The sequence below is a fragment of the Gordonia otitidis genome (assembly GCF_020735545.1).
Taxonomy (GTDB): Bacteria; Actinomycetota; Actinomycetes; order Mycobacteriales; family Mycobacteriaceae; genus Gordonia; species Gordonia otitidis.
Map to the genome: position 1 here is coordinate 2,562,392 of NZ_CP085974.1, position 16,285 is coordinate 2,578,676.

A 16,285-nucleotide genomic window follows, 5' to 3' on the forward strand; every position below is an offset into this window, starting at 1 on the left:
TACGTGCGGGTCAAAGCACTACCGGCTGACTCCTCGCTCGCGGTTGACGCCAACGGCGGGAAACGCCCCTGGACCGTGAGTGAATACTTGCTCGCGGACTTGTGGGAGTTGCAGGCGAACAAGAACAACAAGCGTGGCGCTACGCCGAAGCGTCATCCGGCGCGTCCTGCCGCGCGAGCGAAGCAACGTACGCCGGAGCAGCAGCGGAAGCATGAGCAGGCGTTGCGGAGGCACCGCCGCCAGTATCAGCGGCACTACGGTTAAGGTGCTGTCGCCCGTAGCGCATCCATGATGGCGTCGAACCGTCCCCGCTGCTGTTTGGTAACAAGGATCGCGTGCTGGTCCTGCGGAACAGGCTTGGTCCATGTCTCACCAGCTAGGCGAAACCTCAGGTGCCCATTGGTGAGCATCGTGGGCTCTTTCCACTCTGTCTCAACGACATCTGAGATCGGGAAACTCGACGGTTTTAGGCCGGTTGCTTTCGCAGCAAATCCGGTCCGCTCGAAGATGACAGTGGCTCCGTCGAAGATGATCGTGCCGTTGTATCCCTTCGCCTCGATTGGCTGGGAGATTGTGACCGGGTGATGTCGGGCGTCAGTCGGGGGTTCGCCGTACGTAACCGGATCGCCCGATAGGAGTGGTTGCGGAGCGCCCACGTCAGGTGTGTATGGATCGGCAGAGCCGACGTCATTGTACTTCCCACACACTTGGCATTTCAGCTTCTTCTTCGTTGCGAGTGGGGCGACGGCCCCGGCTACTCCGAGCGTGGCGACACCGGCGGTTACGCCGATGGCTTTCGCGCGGAAGGTGCGCTTCTGTGTGAAAGCCTTCGCTCCACAGTTCCAGCAGTGAAGCTCGCCTGCGCTGTCGACCTGAATGTTCTTCATTTTCGTAGTTGGGCCTTCCGTGTGTGCGGAACGCCAGTATGTCGCAATTCCGACAACTAGTCATCTAAAACAGGAGGTGGCTGCTGCATGGCAACTATCGGTTACGCCACACTCCAGGTGATACCGAGCATCTCCGGGGTGTCGTCGCGGATGACGCAGCAGTTGTCGGGTCCGATGGCTGCTGCGGGACGGTCCGCAGGACAGCAGATGGGTCAGGGTGTCGCGTCGGGTGTTGAGCAGTCGCGTGCTGCCGTGGAGAAAGCTACTGCGGCTGTTGCTAAGGCTCGGGAGAAGGAGGCGGACGCTGCGGGCAAGGTCCGTGTCGCTGAGGCTCAGTTGCAGTCGCTTCGTGACCGGGGGATCTCTGATGCTGGCCGGATAGCGGCTGCCGAGGAACGTTTGGCGACGGCGCAGCGACGCGCGCAGACGGCGCAGGATCAGCGGGCACGCTCGACGTCGCAACTGTCCCGAGCACAGGACGAGCTACGCGAGGCCGAGAATCGTGGAGAGCAGTCGACAAGCAGGTTCAGTCAGGCGATGGACGGGCTGGGCGATCACGCGAAGGTCGGCATCGGCTCGCTCAAGAACCTTGCGGTGGCGGCTGCGGGCATCGGTGGAGCGATGGCGATTGCGTCGCAGGCGATGGACTTGCAGAACGCGACGTCGAAGATGCAAGCCCAACTAGGGCTCACGGCGGACGAGGCCGGGAAGTACGGCGCGACCGCTGGCCGACTGTATGCGGCTGGCCTGGGCGAGAACCTCGAAGACGTCACGACTTCGGTGACGGCCGTGTCGTCGTCGTTCAAGAACCTCGGTCAGGCGGGCGAGGCGAACCTCGAGGATGCGTCGAAACGCGCGATGACGTTGGCGAAGGTGTTCGACATCGACGTCACCGAAGCCGCACAGACCGCGAGTGTCATGGTGACCAACGGTTTGGCGAAGAACTCGACGCAAGCGATGGACATGCTCACTGTGGCGATGCAGAAGATGCCTGCCGCAATGCGGGGCGAGTTGCCGGATCTTCTCGATGAATACTCGAAGCACTTCAAGAACTTTGGGCTGTCCGGCGAGTCCGCGATGGGCCTGATCGTGAAGATGGCCCCGCAGGGAAAGATCGCGCTCGACAAGACGGGTGATGCGATCAAGGAACTGTCGTTGCGGGCGTCGGATGGGTCCACGTCGACAGCGACAGCCATGCAGACAATCGGCCTGAACGCCAACGACATGGCGAACAAGATCGCTCAGGGCGGTACGGGCGCACAATCGGCGATGCAGCAGATCGCGCAGGGCTTGTTGAAGATTCAGAACCCGGCGCAGCGAGCTCAGCAAGCTATCGCCCTGTTCGGCACGCCGCTCGAGGATCTCGGTGTGGACAACATTCCGACGTTCCTCCAGGGACTTGCGGGCGGGCAGTCGGCGCTTGGCGATTTTCAGGGCGCAGCCGATAAGGCGGGGCAGGCGATCAATTCGGGGCCGCAGTTCGCGCTTGAGAAGTTCCAACGCACTCTGTCGACGGGGCTTGTGACCGCCCTCGGGTCGACCGTTGATTGGATCAGCAGAAACACGGGACTACTCAAGGACCTCGGCATCGCCGCTGGTATTGCCGCTACGGCTCTGGGATTCCTCATCCTCCAGCAGAAGATCATGGCTGCGGGTGGGGTCGTCGGATTTATCACGAAGATGGTGTCGATGACGAAGGCGTGGGCCGCGCAGCAGGTCATCTTGAACGCAGTGATGTCGGCGAATCCGCTCGGCATCATCGTCATGGCTATAGCCGCGTTCGTCGCCGCGATTGTGATTGCCTACCGAAACTCCGAGACTTTCCGCAACATTGTGCAGGCCGCATGGAATGGCATCAAGGCTGCGGTGGGTGCGGTGTGGGGGTGGTTCTCGGGGACGGTGTGGCCGGGGCTCAAGGCGGCGTTCTCCGCGATTGGTGCCGCAGCTATGTGGCTCTACCAGAACGCCATCCTCCCCGCGTGGAACGGCATCCAAGCTGCGATTGGTTTCGTGTGGGGCATCATCCAGGGCTACTTCAACATGTGGATGAGTGTCATTCGTGTGCTCGCCGGGGTCGTGATGTGGCTGTGGAACAACGTTGTGTCTCCGGCCTTCAACGGGATCAATGCTGCGGCGCAGTTCATGTGGAGCGGTATCTCGACGATCTTTGAGTGGTTCAAGGCCGGGGTGAATCTGCTCGGCAGCATCGTCAACACAGTGGTGAGCGCAGTGATCGAACCTGCGTGGAATGCGGTCAAGGCTGGTGCCGAGTTCATGTGGGGCGGCATCCAGCAAATCTTCTCGTGGATTCAGACGGGCTGGAACGCTCTCGGCACCGCGATCCGCTGGGTCGTCGACAATGTTGTGAAGCCGGCGTTTGATGCGATCAAGGGCGCGCTGCAGTCGGTGTGGGATTTTTTCGGCACTGTCGTGTCGGGTATCGGGACGGCGTGGGACAAGTTGAAAGGCTTTGTCGCGACGCCGATTAACTTCGTCATCAATACCGTGTGGAACAACGGGCTGCTAAAGGCGTGGAACACGATCGCTGGTTTCCTTCCTGGCCTCAAGCAGATGTCTCCGCTGGCTCCTGTGAAGTTCGCAGAAGGCGGCTCGGTGCCGCTGTCGGCTGGCGCGAAGCGTGGCAAAGACTCGGTGCACGCCCTGTTGATGCCCGAGGAGCACGTGTGGGATGTCAACGATGTCCGCAAGTCTGGTGGGCAGGGCGCCCAGTATCGGATGCGGCAGATGGTCGACCAGGGCAAGCCGTTCACGTGGACTCCCTCCGGCTTGGCGGCGGCGACGTCGGATGGCGGGAACATTCCGCGGTTCGCTGACGGCGGTGCGGTGTCTGCGGGCGACAAACTGGCGCCGATGCCCGGTGAGGGCGGTTTGCAGGACATAGCAAAACTGATGGGCCGCATCATTTCACGACTGTGGTCCAAGGGCGTGTCGAGCATCGGCGGCTATCGGCCTCCGGACGGCTACAACGAACACTCCTCGGGCCGTGCTCTCGACGTCATGATCAACGACGCCAAGACGGGCACCAGCGTCAAGGACTTCGCGATCGCCAACAGCAAGAAGTTCCCGCTGAACTGGGCCATCTGGCAGCAGAAGATGTGGTATCCGGATGGCCGGTCCGAGGGAATGCCCGATCGTGGTTCGCCGACGCAGAACCATATGGATCATGACCACCTGTTCTATGCGCCGCAGTCCGTTGACCCGAACGTAGTGCCCGAGGGTTTGGTGACGAGCGGATTCGGTGGTCCATCAACCGCGGACATGCTCAACATCATCAAGAAGAAGATCACCGAGATCGTCGACAAGGCGCTCAACCCGGTCAAGGAAGGCATATCGCGGGTCATTGGTTCGCCACCGCCTGAATGGTTGGGTATCCCGCCGAAGGCGTTGGACGAGACGAAGACGAAGGCGATCGATACGGCGTTTAATCTGGCTGGCAAGCTCGGCGACAAGCTCGAGAAGGCGTACGAAGCGGCGAAGAAGATCACCTCGACCGTCACGAACATCATCAAGGCTCCTGGTAAGGCGATCGCGGGCTTGTTCCGTGATCAGGGCGGTTTCGTGCCTACGGGGCAGTCGATTGTCACGAATGAGACGGGCAAGCCGGAAGCGGTTCTGAACTGGTCGCAGCTCAATCAGGTGAAGTCGTTGATGGACAAGGGTGCGTCCATGTCTGAGGCGATTGCTCAGGTGGGTGCCGCGAAGCCGCAGAGTGACACGATCCCTGCTGATGCGGTGGTGTTGAAGGATTCGGCAACGGCTGACGAGGTTCAGGCTGCTGCGGACAAGATCAAGACCGCTGCCGAGAAAACGCCCGATCCGAGTAACGGTGCCGGCCAGCCCAACACAAGCGGTGCAGGTGAGGCGTCTCAACCGGGGAAGATGAAGAGCCTCAAGGAACTCGGGCAGGATGCTGGCGGCATTCTCGCGGAGGGCATCGGCGATTTCTTCGGTCTGCCGTCGTGGATCACCGATCCTGGCAGCGCCATCTCGATCGACAAGGGCGAGAACGTCCGCACCACGAACCAGGGTGCGACGGCTGGCAATTCGGCGCTCACGAACACTCCGGAAACGCCGACGTCTCCGTCCGTGTCGCAGTCGACGCCGCAGGGTTCGTACACCGATCCACAGTATGGGGATGGGTCGACGGTTCAGCAGGGGTCGGCACCTTTGTCGAAGATGCCTGACCTTGGTGCGCACGGTGCGCCGAAGATCAACTACGACCCGTCCAAGGGTGCCGAGCAGTGGCGCCCGCTGTTGAAGTGGGCGATCAACTTCCAGCACAACGGCATCGCGGACACGGTGGCGAACCTTGATGCTGGCGTGAAGCAGATCAACACCGAATCGAGTGGTAATCCGCGGGCGGTGCAGCAGATTCAGGACGTCAACTCGGGCGGTAACGAGGCGGCTGGTTTGTTGCAGTTCGCTTTGTCGACGTGGAAGTCGGCGCGTGACACGCGGTTCCCGGATGACCGTCTTGATCCGGTGGCGAATGTGGCGTCCGCGATCAAGCACTACCGGGAGAAGTACGGCACTGACCTCACCACCATGTGGGGACAGGGACATGGGTGGAAGTCGGGTGGCTACACCGGAAACATCGCCGCCAACCGCATCGCGGGCTTCGTACATGGTCGCGAGTTTGTGGTGAACGCTATGGGCACTCAACGCAATTTCAGTCTGCTGTCGGCGATCAACTCGGGCGAGGATGTGGAGGGCGCGTTGGTGGGTGCGGGTGAGCAGTGGGGTTCGGTGTCGAACCAGGCTGCACGTCAATCGACCACTTCGGGTGGTGGGCGTACAACCAACATCACTGTCTACGGCAACACGGTCGGTGACATCGTGCAGGAGATCAGCCGTAACGAGTTCCGCGGCTCGGCGGGCTACGGATCGCGGGTGCGTTGATGGAGTATCCGCGCGTCGTCGAGGTTGATGGTGTGGACGGGTCCATGTGGCCTCTGCACGGTCCAGGTATGGGGCCGGTCATCATGTCCGGAGTCAAGGGCCTGTATCACCCGCTACGTGTACCGCGTGATCAGAAGCCCGCGTTCATGCCTGGTGGAATCCCCGGTATTCCGAAAACTGATCCGCAGGTTATTGACCTCAAGGTGTTCTCCTCTGGCGCTACAGGCGTTGAGTGGGAGGAGATCGAGAATCAGTGGTGGGCGGCGTGGTCGGATGAAGCGGATTCGACGCTGCGTGTATTCAACCGTGCGGGTGACGCGTACCGCGAGCTCGATGTGCGGGTGCAGACGTGGCCCGAGGACGACATGGACTCTGAACCTGACGAGGAATGGCCGTGGGCGATCCCGCTCATTGCTTATCGCCCAGGCTGGCGCGGTCAAACCATCACGTCACGGTGGCCGCTTACGGGCACGGCGAGCGGATCGGGGACGTTGAAGTTCGTCAACCCCGGCGATCTTGACATCAGTGTGCAGATTTCGCTCACCAACACAGGCGTTGAGAAGTGGACGGTACCGGACGGTATCAACGGTGACACGGTGACGCTCGAGCAGTTCCCCGCGTCGGTCGGTGATCTGTTTATCGATACCGACCCGTTTGCGATGCAGTTGGATTCCGACACTGAATCGCAGATCGCTATGTCTCTGCTGGGGTTGCGGTTCCGCAAGACGATTCCCGCGAACACAACAGTGCCGGTTGAGGTGCCGATCAGTGTGACTGGCGGCGCGGGTGCGGCTAAGGCGTACATGACGCCGATGTGGAAGCGGCCCTGGTGACCACTCCGGTCGATATTCGGCTCGATGGTGTGCGCGAGCGGGTTCTTGCACGGCACAGGGTGGAAGCTGCCGCCACGCAGCAGCGTCCCGAGGTGATGATCTGCGACAAGCAGTGGCAGCTTGTCGCGTACGTGCAGGGTGAGATCGACGCCGATTTCGAGGAGATCGCCAACGATACCGGGGAAGGCGACCTCACACTTCCCGGGCGCCACAAGCTCGTGAAATGGCTGCTCACGAAGCAGCGGTGGCCCGAGGATGTGCACATCATTGTCCAAACCCCGTACAAGCGGTGGGCAGGCAAGTGTGACTCGATCAAACGGGTCATCGCGGCGGGCGAGATGGTCGCTGTGCGTCTGCATTTCCTGCACGACTACGACCGGGCGAAACATCTCGAATGTTATGCAACACCGGGTAGCCCAGCGGAGTTTCAGCCAATCAAGGCGATGCCATGGGTGGGGCCATCGGTGACGGGCGTCAACACGTACGGCCTGATGAATATGTGGCGTGTTCAGATGGGCATCGACTCGTTCCCTGACGACATTCTTGCTGGCATGGGGATGTTCGACGACTACCTGCCGCAGGATTGGTGGACCTCGATGGTCCCCAACAACCCGCTCGTCGACACGTCGCGATGGACGGCAATGTCGGCGCGGTTCCCCATGTTTCACGACCTCGTGCTGCCAACCCTGCAGGACGGCGGGCTGCATCTGAGCGTGCAGCGTTGGATGCCTGGTGACCCGCCGATCCCAGGGCTGAACCTGTCGGGTGAGCACTCGGTGAGGGTGTTCAAGACGATCGACAAGTCCGGCTACCAAGGCTTCACCGGCACACTTGCTGACGGACTCCTCAACTTCGTTGGGGTGATGGCTGAGGACTTCATCAACGAAGTCTCGCAGGAGATGTCGCGGACGGTTCCTGATGAGTACAAGCTTCCGGGCATCTTCGGCACGGTGAAGTCGACTCCGGCGATTGTGATCCCGGAGGGCAACCTCACGCCGCTGTCATCATCAACGATGACTCTGCACAAGGCGATCGCCTACGCGATGGTGACGGGAGGTAAATCGCCTCAGTGGGTGAACTCGCTTGCCAAACTCGCAGCGAACGCGGCCCTTGGATGGTTGGGAGCGACGATAGGAAACTCCGGGCTTGCGCTCGGGGTTTTCGATTTTCTGGTGGAGGACACGATCCTCGCGTTCCATCGCATCCCAAATCCGGTGCGCAAGGCGATGATGGGTCCGGATGCGAACTGGGAGCAGTGGGTGCAAGGACCGGGCGTCGGATTCACCCTCTCGACACTGCAGGCCATCCGGACCGGATTCTGGGACACCCGCTACTACACCAGCTTTGAGGCCGAACTTGATCCCGCAGCCTTGCCGTGGAAGCTGGGTAAGCACTTCGATCTGATGGATCGGATCGCGTTCGAGATTGCCGACCAACTGTATGTCGATCACGTGACGAAGTGGGGTGTGAAGTGGTCAGCCTCCGAGCCGGTCACTCACCGTTTGACGATCGGTGATGGTCGCGCGGAGGAGTCCCCCGCAGCGAAGATGCAGCGCTACAAGGAGAGCATTTTGACCCTGATTCAGCAGCAAGGCGTTCTCAGCGACGGAGGTACCGTGTGATGGAGGACATTCGACGCGTCGACGACCACGGCGACACCTACTCGATCCCCTATAACCCGAGTGCACGTAAGACGCATCGTTGGGAGGGTTTGTTCCTCGACATTCCGATGACGATGGTGCGTGATCCTGCGGGGATTTGGCAGCCGTCGCCGGGGGCGATCATGTTGCCGCACACAGCCGCTCGTATCGCTGAGCACGTCGAGTTGTGCGGCTTTGCCCTCGATGATCAGGCGGCACAGATCCGGCGTGTCGACCTACCGCGCGGCGCACACCGCTGGCAGGATGCCCGTTCCCCGATCCCTGACATCGATCCGGTCGACAAGGTGCGGGACGTTGCGACCGCTGTCCTCACGACGTCGGAGAAGCAGGCGTTGATAGAGCGGCTACAGGCCGACATTGACGACATCCACCTTGAGGAGGATCAGTCGTGACAACCGCCGGTGTCGTCGGTTGATTTGTCGGGTTCGCACTGTGGGATTGGCACCCAAAAGTAGGAGGATCGATGCAAGGCGACATCACACTTCCCGTGAACTTCGGGATCATCAAGCAGGACACCTACTACTGGTGCGGCCCCGCGACGACACAGATGATCCTGTCGGCGCGCGGCATTCTGCTCAGCGAGAGCGACCTCGCGCGCTCACTAGGCACGACGGTCGATGGAACGAACTCGATCCGCCAGCTCACCGCGGTCCTCAACGACAAGCTCCCTGACGCCAAGTTCATCGTGCGTGAGATTGCCGACCCGGCGTCACGTCAGGCGAAAGACCTGTGGTGGTCGGACGTCAAGTGGTCGATCGACGGCGGGTACGGGGTTGGGGCGAACATCATCGCGCCGCAGTCGAATCCGCCGAAGCCGACGCGCGGCGAGTTCCTGTCGTTTAGCGGTTTTCCGGTCTATCACTATCTCGCGATCATGGGATACAACGAGGCCCGCCGCGAAGTGCTGGTAGCCGATTCCGGTTTCCGTGACTACCTGTACTGGGCGAGCGCGGACCAAATGGCAACGGTCGTCGCGGGCAAGGGCTACACGTCGGCAACGGCGGTGCCTGCCGATGAGGTGGATGCTCCTGCGGTCATCGACTTCATCAAGGCGTTCGTCGGTCCCGTCATCTCCGACGTCAAGGATGTGCGTGAGCAGTTCTGCGGGCAGGGGTCGCGTGATGCTGGTCAGTATCGCGGCTGGCGTCAACTCGGGCAGACCGCGACGGGAGCGAACAGGACGCTCGTCGATGGTTTGGCTGACTTCCGCGATCATGTTGCGGCGGTGCGGTGATGGATCGCGCAACACTCATAACGGCGATGGGCAACTCTGTCATCAGTGACGAGGAGTGCGCCGCATTCAATGAGGCGCTGATTCGGTCGGGCTGCATCACCGTGAACCGCGCCGCGATGTTCTGCGCGCAGATCGGCCACGAGTCGGTGGGCCTGCGCTACTACGAGGAGATCGCGTCGGGGGCGGCGTACGAGTGGCGCAGCGACCTCGGGAACAACCAATCCGGCGATGGTGTGCGGTTCAAAGGCCGCGGACCTATCCAGATCACAGGCCGCGCGAACTATCGCACGTTGTCGCAGTGGGCGCATTCAAAAGGGTATGTGCCGACGCCGACGTACTTCGTAGACAGCCCGCGCGAGCTCGGCACCATCCGCTACGGCTTCCTCGGGGCCGTCTGGTACTGGACCGTCGCCCGGAACATGAACAGCTACGCCGACCGCGGCGACATCTACGGCGCAACCGTCGCTGTGAATGGCGGCACCAACGGCCTACAGGACCGCACGAACCGCTGGAATTTGTGCCTGACACTCGGTCAAGCACTCCTGCCAACCCAACCAGAGGAGATCGACATGGCAGCCAAAGACGACATCATCGGCTTCATTAAAGCGTATGTGGGGCCGCTGATCTCGGATGTGAAGGACATTCGTCAGCAACTCACGGGCGGTCGGGATTCCGGCCAGTATCCGGGGTGGAAGCAGCTCGGGCAGAACGACAAGGGTCAGAACTTCACCATCGTCGACTCACTGGCCGACGCCCGGGACCGAATCATCGCGCTCGAAAAGCGCATCACCGAACTGGAAGGCAAGTGATATGACCACATCAACCCCCACTCCCCGCCTCGTCTTCGGCCGCGAGCCGGCCGCGTGGACGTCACTGATCTCGGCGGCCCTGGTGCTGCTGACGACCTTCGGGATCGGTATCTCGACCGACACACAGGGCATCATTCTGGCCGCGGTAAACGCGGTCCTCGGCTTGATCGTGGTGATCACGGTGCGCGAGAGCGTGTATCCCGCACTGGTCGCGGTGGTCCAGACCGCGGTGCCGCTCGTGGTCGCATTCGGCCTACACCTGACCGAGGCGCAACAGGGCGCCGTGCTGGCCGTCGCCACCGTGACCCTCGGTTTCGTGTTCACCCGTCCGCAGGTCACGCCGAAGGCGCTTAACTCCTCGGTCGTGTGAGCGGGGAGGGTTCCCGATGGTGGGGCATTCATTTCGCCCGGTGGGCGTTGCTGAAAGGTGTTTGAGTGGCGAAGAACGACAAGAAGGTGCCACGAATCCTCGTGGCGCTGATCGTCATCGTGGGGAGCTTATGGGCGGGTTCGTTGATCCTCGACGCTTTCGTTCGGACGTACGACCCTCCGCAGACCATCGGTCTTGCCTTTATGGCGATCCTGTCCACGTTACTCGGCATCGTCGCCGCGTCTCAGCGTGACGGCGACAAACACGACAAGGACGACGAATGATCTGGAATTACGTTCTTACGGCGGCTCTTTCGTTCCTCCTCGGGTTCATCGCTGAGCTCGGGTACTTGCGGATTCGTGGGCGTCGCATCATCCTGCTGTTCATTCCGTCGACGTCGCGGAACTTCACCCTCGCGGCGATCGCGCTGTCGATCGTGGTGTTGTTCACCGTGATCCAGGTGTCGGTGTCGGACCAGAAGGCAGCGGAATGTGACCGCGAGTTCCGTGAGGCAATCACCTATAACACTAGTGTGACCGCCGAGCAGCGGCGCATTACAGACAGGGCGACGGATATTTCGTCTGACCGGCGAAAGTTGCTGGATCAGACGTTCGTTGATCTTGGTGCGGTTGTGGGAGATTTCCCGGCTGTGCGGAAGGTGGTATCGGACTACAACACGCAGGCGCGTGCATTGTCGGACGAGTATGAGCGGTTGCAGGCAGAGAAGTCGCGACTCGACAAGGAACGCAAGCCCTATCCTGATCCGGAGTGCGGGCGTTGACTGTCCTTATCACCGCCCGCGGTATTGGCGAGAAGATGGGCAGCAACATGCTGTCGCAGCTTGTGGCGAATCTGCCGTCGTGGGAGCATGTCGAGCTCGGGTGGTCGGCAGAGTATGGGTTCGTCAATCCTGGGAAGCGTTGGGATGGGCAGTCGTTCGAGCGTGCGCTAGCTGCTGGCCAGCGAATGCTCACCGATGTTATCGAGCGGCATCTTGCGGTTGATCCGTCGCCACGCATCATTGTGGCCGGCTATTCGGGTGGTGCGGCGTTGGTGCATCGGTGGCTGGCTGACTGCTGGGGAAGCTACCCGGAGGTAAAGGGCGCGGTCCTGGTGGCCGACCCGCACGCACCGTTGACGAACGGGCTGTTCGGTGTGGCGGGGTTGCGTCCGATGAAGACGTTCGGCCCGGTCCTGTGGGTGAGCAATCCGCGCGACGTGATCTGTTGTTGCCCAGCGGATTCGCCGATCCGCACCATCGGGGACCAGACCGCCATGATGAGTCTCTGTGATCCTGCCGCGTGGGGGTTGGACCTGCTTGATCGGGTGCGGAACAACCGCTGGCAGCAGATCCGCACCAATCCGCTTGATGCGATCGGCACGATCCGCAGGTTCGGTCGGGCGGTGGATGACGTGTGCGGCTACCTCGGTGTCGACCCGCGGACCCTCAAGTTTTCGGGGTCGCTGTGTCAACACACCGTGTACTCGTGGCAGCGACCCACCGCAGGCGACACGTGGCTACAGAACGCCGCCAAGCGAATCAGGAGTGTGGGATGACTTCACCAGACGGGCTACCCCTTTCCGCGTACCAGAAAACGCAAGGCCAGCCGGTCGGCGGCTGGGACATGGACGTGGATCTCATTGCGCTCGGTGATCAACTTCTCTTCGGGCCTATCCGCAAGCTTTTGTCGACGATCACTGGGTTGCCGGAGTCGACGTGGCCGACTGTGCCGCAGATTATCGATGGGGTTGAGGGCTTCTTCGGGAGTATCGGCGCCAATTTCGCCGACCTCAAGGCCGCGTTCGAGGGCTCCTACACGGGCACCGATTCGGCGTTGGGCACGATCCAGACGATCGTGTCGGCGTTGCGTGGTGGCCTGACGGGCCTGATCGATATGGCTCGTATCCCGCAGCTGTCGTTGGCGCAGTTGACGAATCAGCCTGGCCCGAACATGCTCTCAGGCTTTGGTGATTTCGCATCCGAGGACACGATGGATGGCGGCGGTGACTGGACGTGGGACGCGGCGGTTGGCGGCGGGTCAGCGCGCGCGATGCTGTCTGGGGCGCGGAAGGTACTGACGTCTGAGTTGGTGCCGGTGTCTGCGGGTCAGGTGTTGGCGGTGGCGGGTAAGGCGCGTCGGCAGTCGGCGGTCGGGTCCGGTCAGGTCGCGCAGCTGGTGGTGATGCCGGTCATCGGTGACACGTCGCAGCCAGAGGTCGTGATCGGTGGTGTCGGGTCGGGCACTGACATGTCGGGGACGGTGGTGTCGCAGTCGTGGACGGTGCCAGCGGATGTGACGGGTGTGCGGGTGCGGATCACGGTCGAGGCTGCGGGCACGTCGGGCACCGTGTGGTGGGATGACGTCACGCTGCGGAAGACGGCTACGTCTCTGCCGCAGCAGTGGATTGGTGGTTTGGTTGATGCGCTCGGCGACCTCGGCGACGACATCGGCGACGCGCTGGCGAAGCTCAAGGAGTTCATTGAGAAGCTAACCGGACAGGCGCGGTCGAGTGTGCAGGACGCGATCAACGATGCGGTGACGTTCGCCAATCAGGTGAAGACGTTGCTGACGGGTGGCACGGTGTCGTCGCCGTTGCCGAACCTTGTGAGCGCGATTGGGTTGGGGCAGAACCAGATCACGGGACTCGTCGGGTCGTTAGCGGAGAAGGCGACGACCACGATGGTCGGGTCGGTGCAGAACTTCATTCTCAACCTCGCGAACGCAATTCTGTCGGCGATCCGCAAGGTGCCGGTTGCTGGTGGTGTGGTCGCTGACCGTATCCAGGAAGTCCTGGATGAGATGTCTGGTCTCAAGGACCAGGCGGACGGCACGAAGGCTGGCATCGTGCAGGGCTGGTCCGGTGGGTCAACAGCGGGCGCGGACACAGATGTGTATGACACGCTGGCTCAGGTTAAGTCGTTCGCGGAGGGCGGCTACACGGTGGAGACGAAAACATCGTCGGGGTCGTGGACGGTGCCAGCGAATCTGAAAGAGCTCATCGTCATCGGTATCGGTGGCGGCGGCGGTGGGAACAAGGGGTCCTACGCCTACCAGCAGGCGTCGGGAACGTTTGTGCAGGGGGGCGCTGGAGGTTATGGCGGCTCCTACCTGGCAACGCAGATCGACCTCAATGTTCTTCCCGCAGCAGGTGGGACGGTCAGCTACACGGTCGGCGCGGGTGGGGCTGGTAACGGCGGTGTTGGTGGTGATGCGTCGGCCACCGCTATTCGTAATGGCGGCACGACATCGTTTGGTTCGTGGATGAGCGTCAACTGTGACACAGGGAAACAGATCGCCACTCTGCTCGGGTACCAGGCCACGACGTCTGGTCCTGGTAGTGGGGGGCAGGGTGGCAGTGCTACCGCAGGAACGTCCGCCGCAGATGGGCAGAATGGCGTCTCCACTCAGCAGGCGGTCGGTGGTGATGGTGGTGTCGCGCAGTTTGGGGGCAGTAGCGGTAATGCTGGCAACGGCGGTAACGGCGGGAATGCCAGCCCTGCTGCCGCCACGAAAACAGGCGGTGCGGGTGGCGGTGGCGGCGGTGCTCGGCACGTGCACACGCTGGCTACCAGTGGCAACGGCGGCGACGGCGGAAACGGTGGATATCCCGGTGGCGGTGGCGGCGGTGGTGGCGCGTGCTACCGCACCAACACCAGTGCGGGAGGTAGCGCGGGCAATGGCGGTGTGGGTGCGGCGGGCATCCTCTGGATCATGTGGAGATGATGAAATGACCAACACGGCAACACTTGTCGCATCTAATCTGGCGCAGTTCTGTCCTGTCACCAATCACTACGCCTGCTCGGACGGTAGCTATCTGCTCGTCACGGTGAAGTCTATCGGGTCGGCGACAGGACTGTTGGAGACGGTTATCGGTATTACGCTGCCGTTGAAGAGTGAGCAGATGCCGACTGGCACGGAGGTTTTTCGTGCTGATGAGTCCGCTGTCGTGCTCGATGCGGACGGCGATCCCTCGAACGGCATGACCCCATTGCTCACACTTCCTGACGGCACGTCGTTTGCTGACGCGCTCGCGCACCTCGGATACACCCTTGTGGACTCCTGACGGCCCGACCGCGACGGTCGCCGCGCGCCAAGGCTGGACCGTTGACGGCCCTGATCCTGCGGGCGTGGAGACCAAGCACGGCTGGTGGGTGGTGCCGCAAGCCACTGCCCGCGACGACGGGGCCGCAGACGACCTCGCCACACTGCGTGCTCGACTCGCTGCCCGCATCTCAGGGGCCTCGGGGGACAGCCTCTACATGGGCGCCGACCCCACCCAGGACTTCGAGCTGCGTATCCCGATCCGGGACAACGCTGGCGCACAAGGGTTCGCCACCGTGCGTGCACGCGAGACCGGGCGTGACGATGCAGTGTCCGCAGACCTCGCGCGACTGGGATTGATCGGGCTCGACAGCGGCGCGGCCGGTGACCTCGCGACGGCAAAGCTCACCACGCCCGCCCGCGACAACGCAGGCCTCGGCGATCTCGTCGCCGTGAGGCCGCGGCAGACCGCCCGTGACGCGGCCTCGGCCGACGGTACCGCCCTCGCTGGATGGTCGGCGGTCGCCCCCGCCACCACCGCGATCACCGCGTCAGGCACCTACAAGATCCCCGTCTCGTCTCGCTACCTCGATATCATTGTTCTCGGCGGTGGCGGCGGCGGCCGGGAAGGTGACGGCGGAGTGAACCGGACGGGGAACGGCGGCAAAGCTGGCACCTGGTCCGCAGTCACCCTCGAACGAGGCGTCGACATTCCGTGGACGGCAATCACATTGACCGTGACCGTGGGGGCGGGCGGTGCAGCCGGGGCCAAGGGCGCGGGCAACGTCAACGGCAACACTGCCAACCAGGGCGGAGCCACCAGCGTTTCCCTCGCATCCACCACCCTCGCATCTGTGGTCGGCGGTGTCGGCGGATCGGGCACCGACGGCAACCCTGGCGAATCACCGGGCACCTACTCGTTCGTCGGCCAGAACTACACCGGCGGCGCGAGCGCACCGTCGGGCGGCTCACGCACCGTGGGCAACCCACCAGGCGGCGGTGGTGGCGGCGGCGCGGGAGGCATCTTCAACGGACAGACCGCAGGCATGGCCGGAGCACGCGGCCAAGCATGGATTCGAGCACGACAAACCTGATCGAGAGGACATCATGACTTCCACCTACACCGACGCCCACCGCAACGCCTGCGCCAACGCGATCGCGGCCTTGGGTAATCGCATCGGACTGTACGTAGGCACCAACCGCGTCGGCACCGTCTACGTCGACACCACCTGGGGATCAGCAGCGAAAGTCACCGAAGACGGATTCGACTGGGCGAAGATCACCGGCTCCACCGGCACCATCACCGTCCCCGCAGGCACCGTCTCAAGCGGCGCAGTCATCGACCGCTACGGCATCCACAACGGATCGACCCTGCTCCGCACCGAAGCGCTGCCGGTGTCGCTCACGGTCAACGACGGCAGCCAAGCGTTTTCCGTCGACGTCACACCGATCTTGCGGTATCGCGGCCTCTGATCTCGAACACCTCGACTGACACAAACACGGCGCCCCATCTTCTACGGAAGGTGGG

Annotated in this window: 15 protein-coding genes; 14 read left to right on the forward strand and 1 reads right to left on the reverse strand. The window is 62.4% G+C overall.

Annotated features, from left to right (window positions below):
* Positions 1-260: 260 nt before the first annotated feature.
* Complete coding sequence (locus LK459_RS11670) at positions 261-887, reverse strand: DUF4429 domain-containing protein (protein WP_227918451.1); 627 nt, start codon at positions 885-887, stop codon at positions 261-263.
* 669 nt (positions 888-1,556) lie between these two features.
* Between LK459_RS11670 and LK459_RS11675 the strand changes: the two genes are divergently transcribed.
* The 14 genes from LK459_RS11675 to LK459_RS11740 all read left to right on the forward strand — a co-directional run bounded on the left by LK459_RS11675 (position 1,557) and on the right by LK459_RS11740 (position 16,230).
* Complete coding sequence (locus LK459_RS11675; RefSeq protein WP_227923711.1) at positions 1,557-5,807, forward strand: phage tail tape measure protein; 4,251 nt, start codon at positions 1,557-1,559, stop codon at positions 5,805-5,807.
* 68 nt (positions 5,808-5,875) lie between these two features.
* Complete coding sequence (locus tag LK459_RS11680; protein ID WP_227918453.1) at positions 5,876-6,640, forward strand: hypothetical protein; 765 nt, start codon at positions 5,876-5,878, stop codon at positions 6,638-6,640.
* Positions 6,622-8,262, forward strand: coding sequence for a Gp37-like protein (locus tag LK459_RS11685; protein ID WP_227918454.1), 1,641 nt, complete (start codon positions 6,622-6,624; stop codon positions 8,260-8,262). The genes LK459_RS11680 and LK459_RS11685 overlap by 19 nt, the downstream gene beginning before the upstream one ends.
* Positions 8,262-8,693 (forward strand): phage gene 29 protein family protein, encoded by a 432-nt coding sequence (locus LK459_RS11690; protein WP_227918456.1) that lies wholly within the window; start codon positions 8,262-8,264, stop codon positions 8,691-8,693. The genes LK459_RS11685 and LK459_RS11690 overlap by 1 nt, the downstream gene beginning before the upstream one ends.
* Before the next feature lie 71 nt (positions 8,694-8,764).
* Positions 8,765-9,535 carry a C39 family peptidase gene (locus LK459_RS11695; RefSeq protein ID WP_227918458.1) on the forward strand — a complete coding sequence of 257 codons (771 nt, stop codon included), beginning with the start codon at positions 8,765-8,767 and terminating at the stop codon, positions 9,533-9,535.
* Complete coding sequence (locus tag LK459_RS11700) at positions 9,535-10,344, forward strand: glycoside hydrolase family 19 protein (protein ID WP_227918460.1); 810 nt, start codon at positions 9,535-9,537, stop codon at positions 10,342-10,344. The genes LK459_RS11695 and LK459_RS11700 overlap by 1 nt, the downstream gene beginning before the upstream one ends.
* A gap of 1 nt (position 10,345) precedes the next feature.
* On the forward strand, positions 10,346-10,714 hold the full coding sequence (locus LK459_RS11705) for a hypothetical protein (protein ID WP_227918461.1): 369 nt from the start codon (positions 10,346-10,348) through the stop codon (positions 10,712-10,714).
* A gap of 65 nt (positions 10,715-10,779) precedes the next feature.
* On the forward strand, positions 10,780-10,998 hold the full coding sequence (locus LK459_RS11710) for a hypothetical protein (RefSeq protein WP_227918463.1): 219 nt from the start codon (positions 10,780-10,782) through the stop codon (positions 10,996-10,998).
* Positions 10,995-11,495 (forward strand): hypothetical protein, encoded by a 501-nt coding sequence (locus LK459_RS11715; protein WP_227918464.1) that lies wholly within the window; start codon positions 10,995-10,997, stop codon positions 11,493-11,495. The genes LK459_RS11710 and LK459_RS11715 overlap by 4 nt, the downstream gene beginning before the upstream one ends.
* Complete coding sequence (locus LK459_RS11720; RefSeq protein ID WP_227918466.1) at positions 11,483-12,271, forward strand: PE-PPE domain-containing protein; 789 nt, start codon at positions 11,483-11,485, stop codon at positions 12,269-12,271. Before LK459_RS11715 ends, LK459_RS11720 begins: the two co-directional genes overlap by 13 nt.
* Complete coding sequence (locus tag LK459_RS11725; protein ID WP_227924024.1) at positions 12,268-14,439, forward strand: glycine-rich domain-containing protein; 2,172 nt, start codon at positions 12,268-12,270, stop codon at positions 14,437-14,439. Before LK459_RS11720 ends, LK459_RS11725 begins: the two co-directional genes overlap by 4 nt.
* A 4-nt stretch (positions 14,440-14,443) precedes the next feature.
* Complete coding sequence (locus LK459_RS11730) at positions 14,444-14,779, forward strand: DUF7572 family protein (protein ID WP_227918468.1); 336 nt, start codon at positions 14,444-14,446, stop codon at positions 14,777-14,779.
* A gap of 64 nt (positions 14,780-14,843) precedes the next feature.
* Complete coding sequence (locus LK459_RS11735; protein ID WP_227918470.1) at positions 14,844-15,851, forward strand: glycine-rich domain-containing protein; 1,008 nt, start codon at positions 14,844-14,846, stop codon at positions 15,849-15,851.
* A 13-nt stretch (positions 15,852-15,864) separates the two neighbouring features.
* Positions 15,865-16,230, forward strand: a complete 366-nt coding sequence (locus LK459_RS11740; RefSeq protein WP_227918471.1) for a hypothetical protein — start codon at positions 15,865-15,867, stop codon at positions 16,228-16,230.
* The last annotated feature ends 55 nt before the right edge of the window (positions 16,231-16,285 follow it).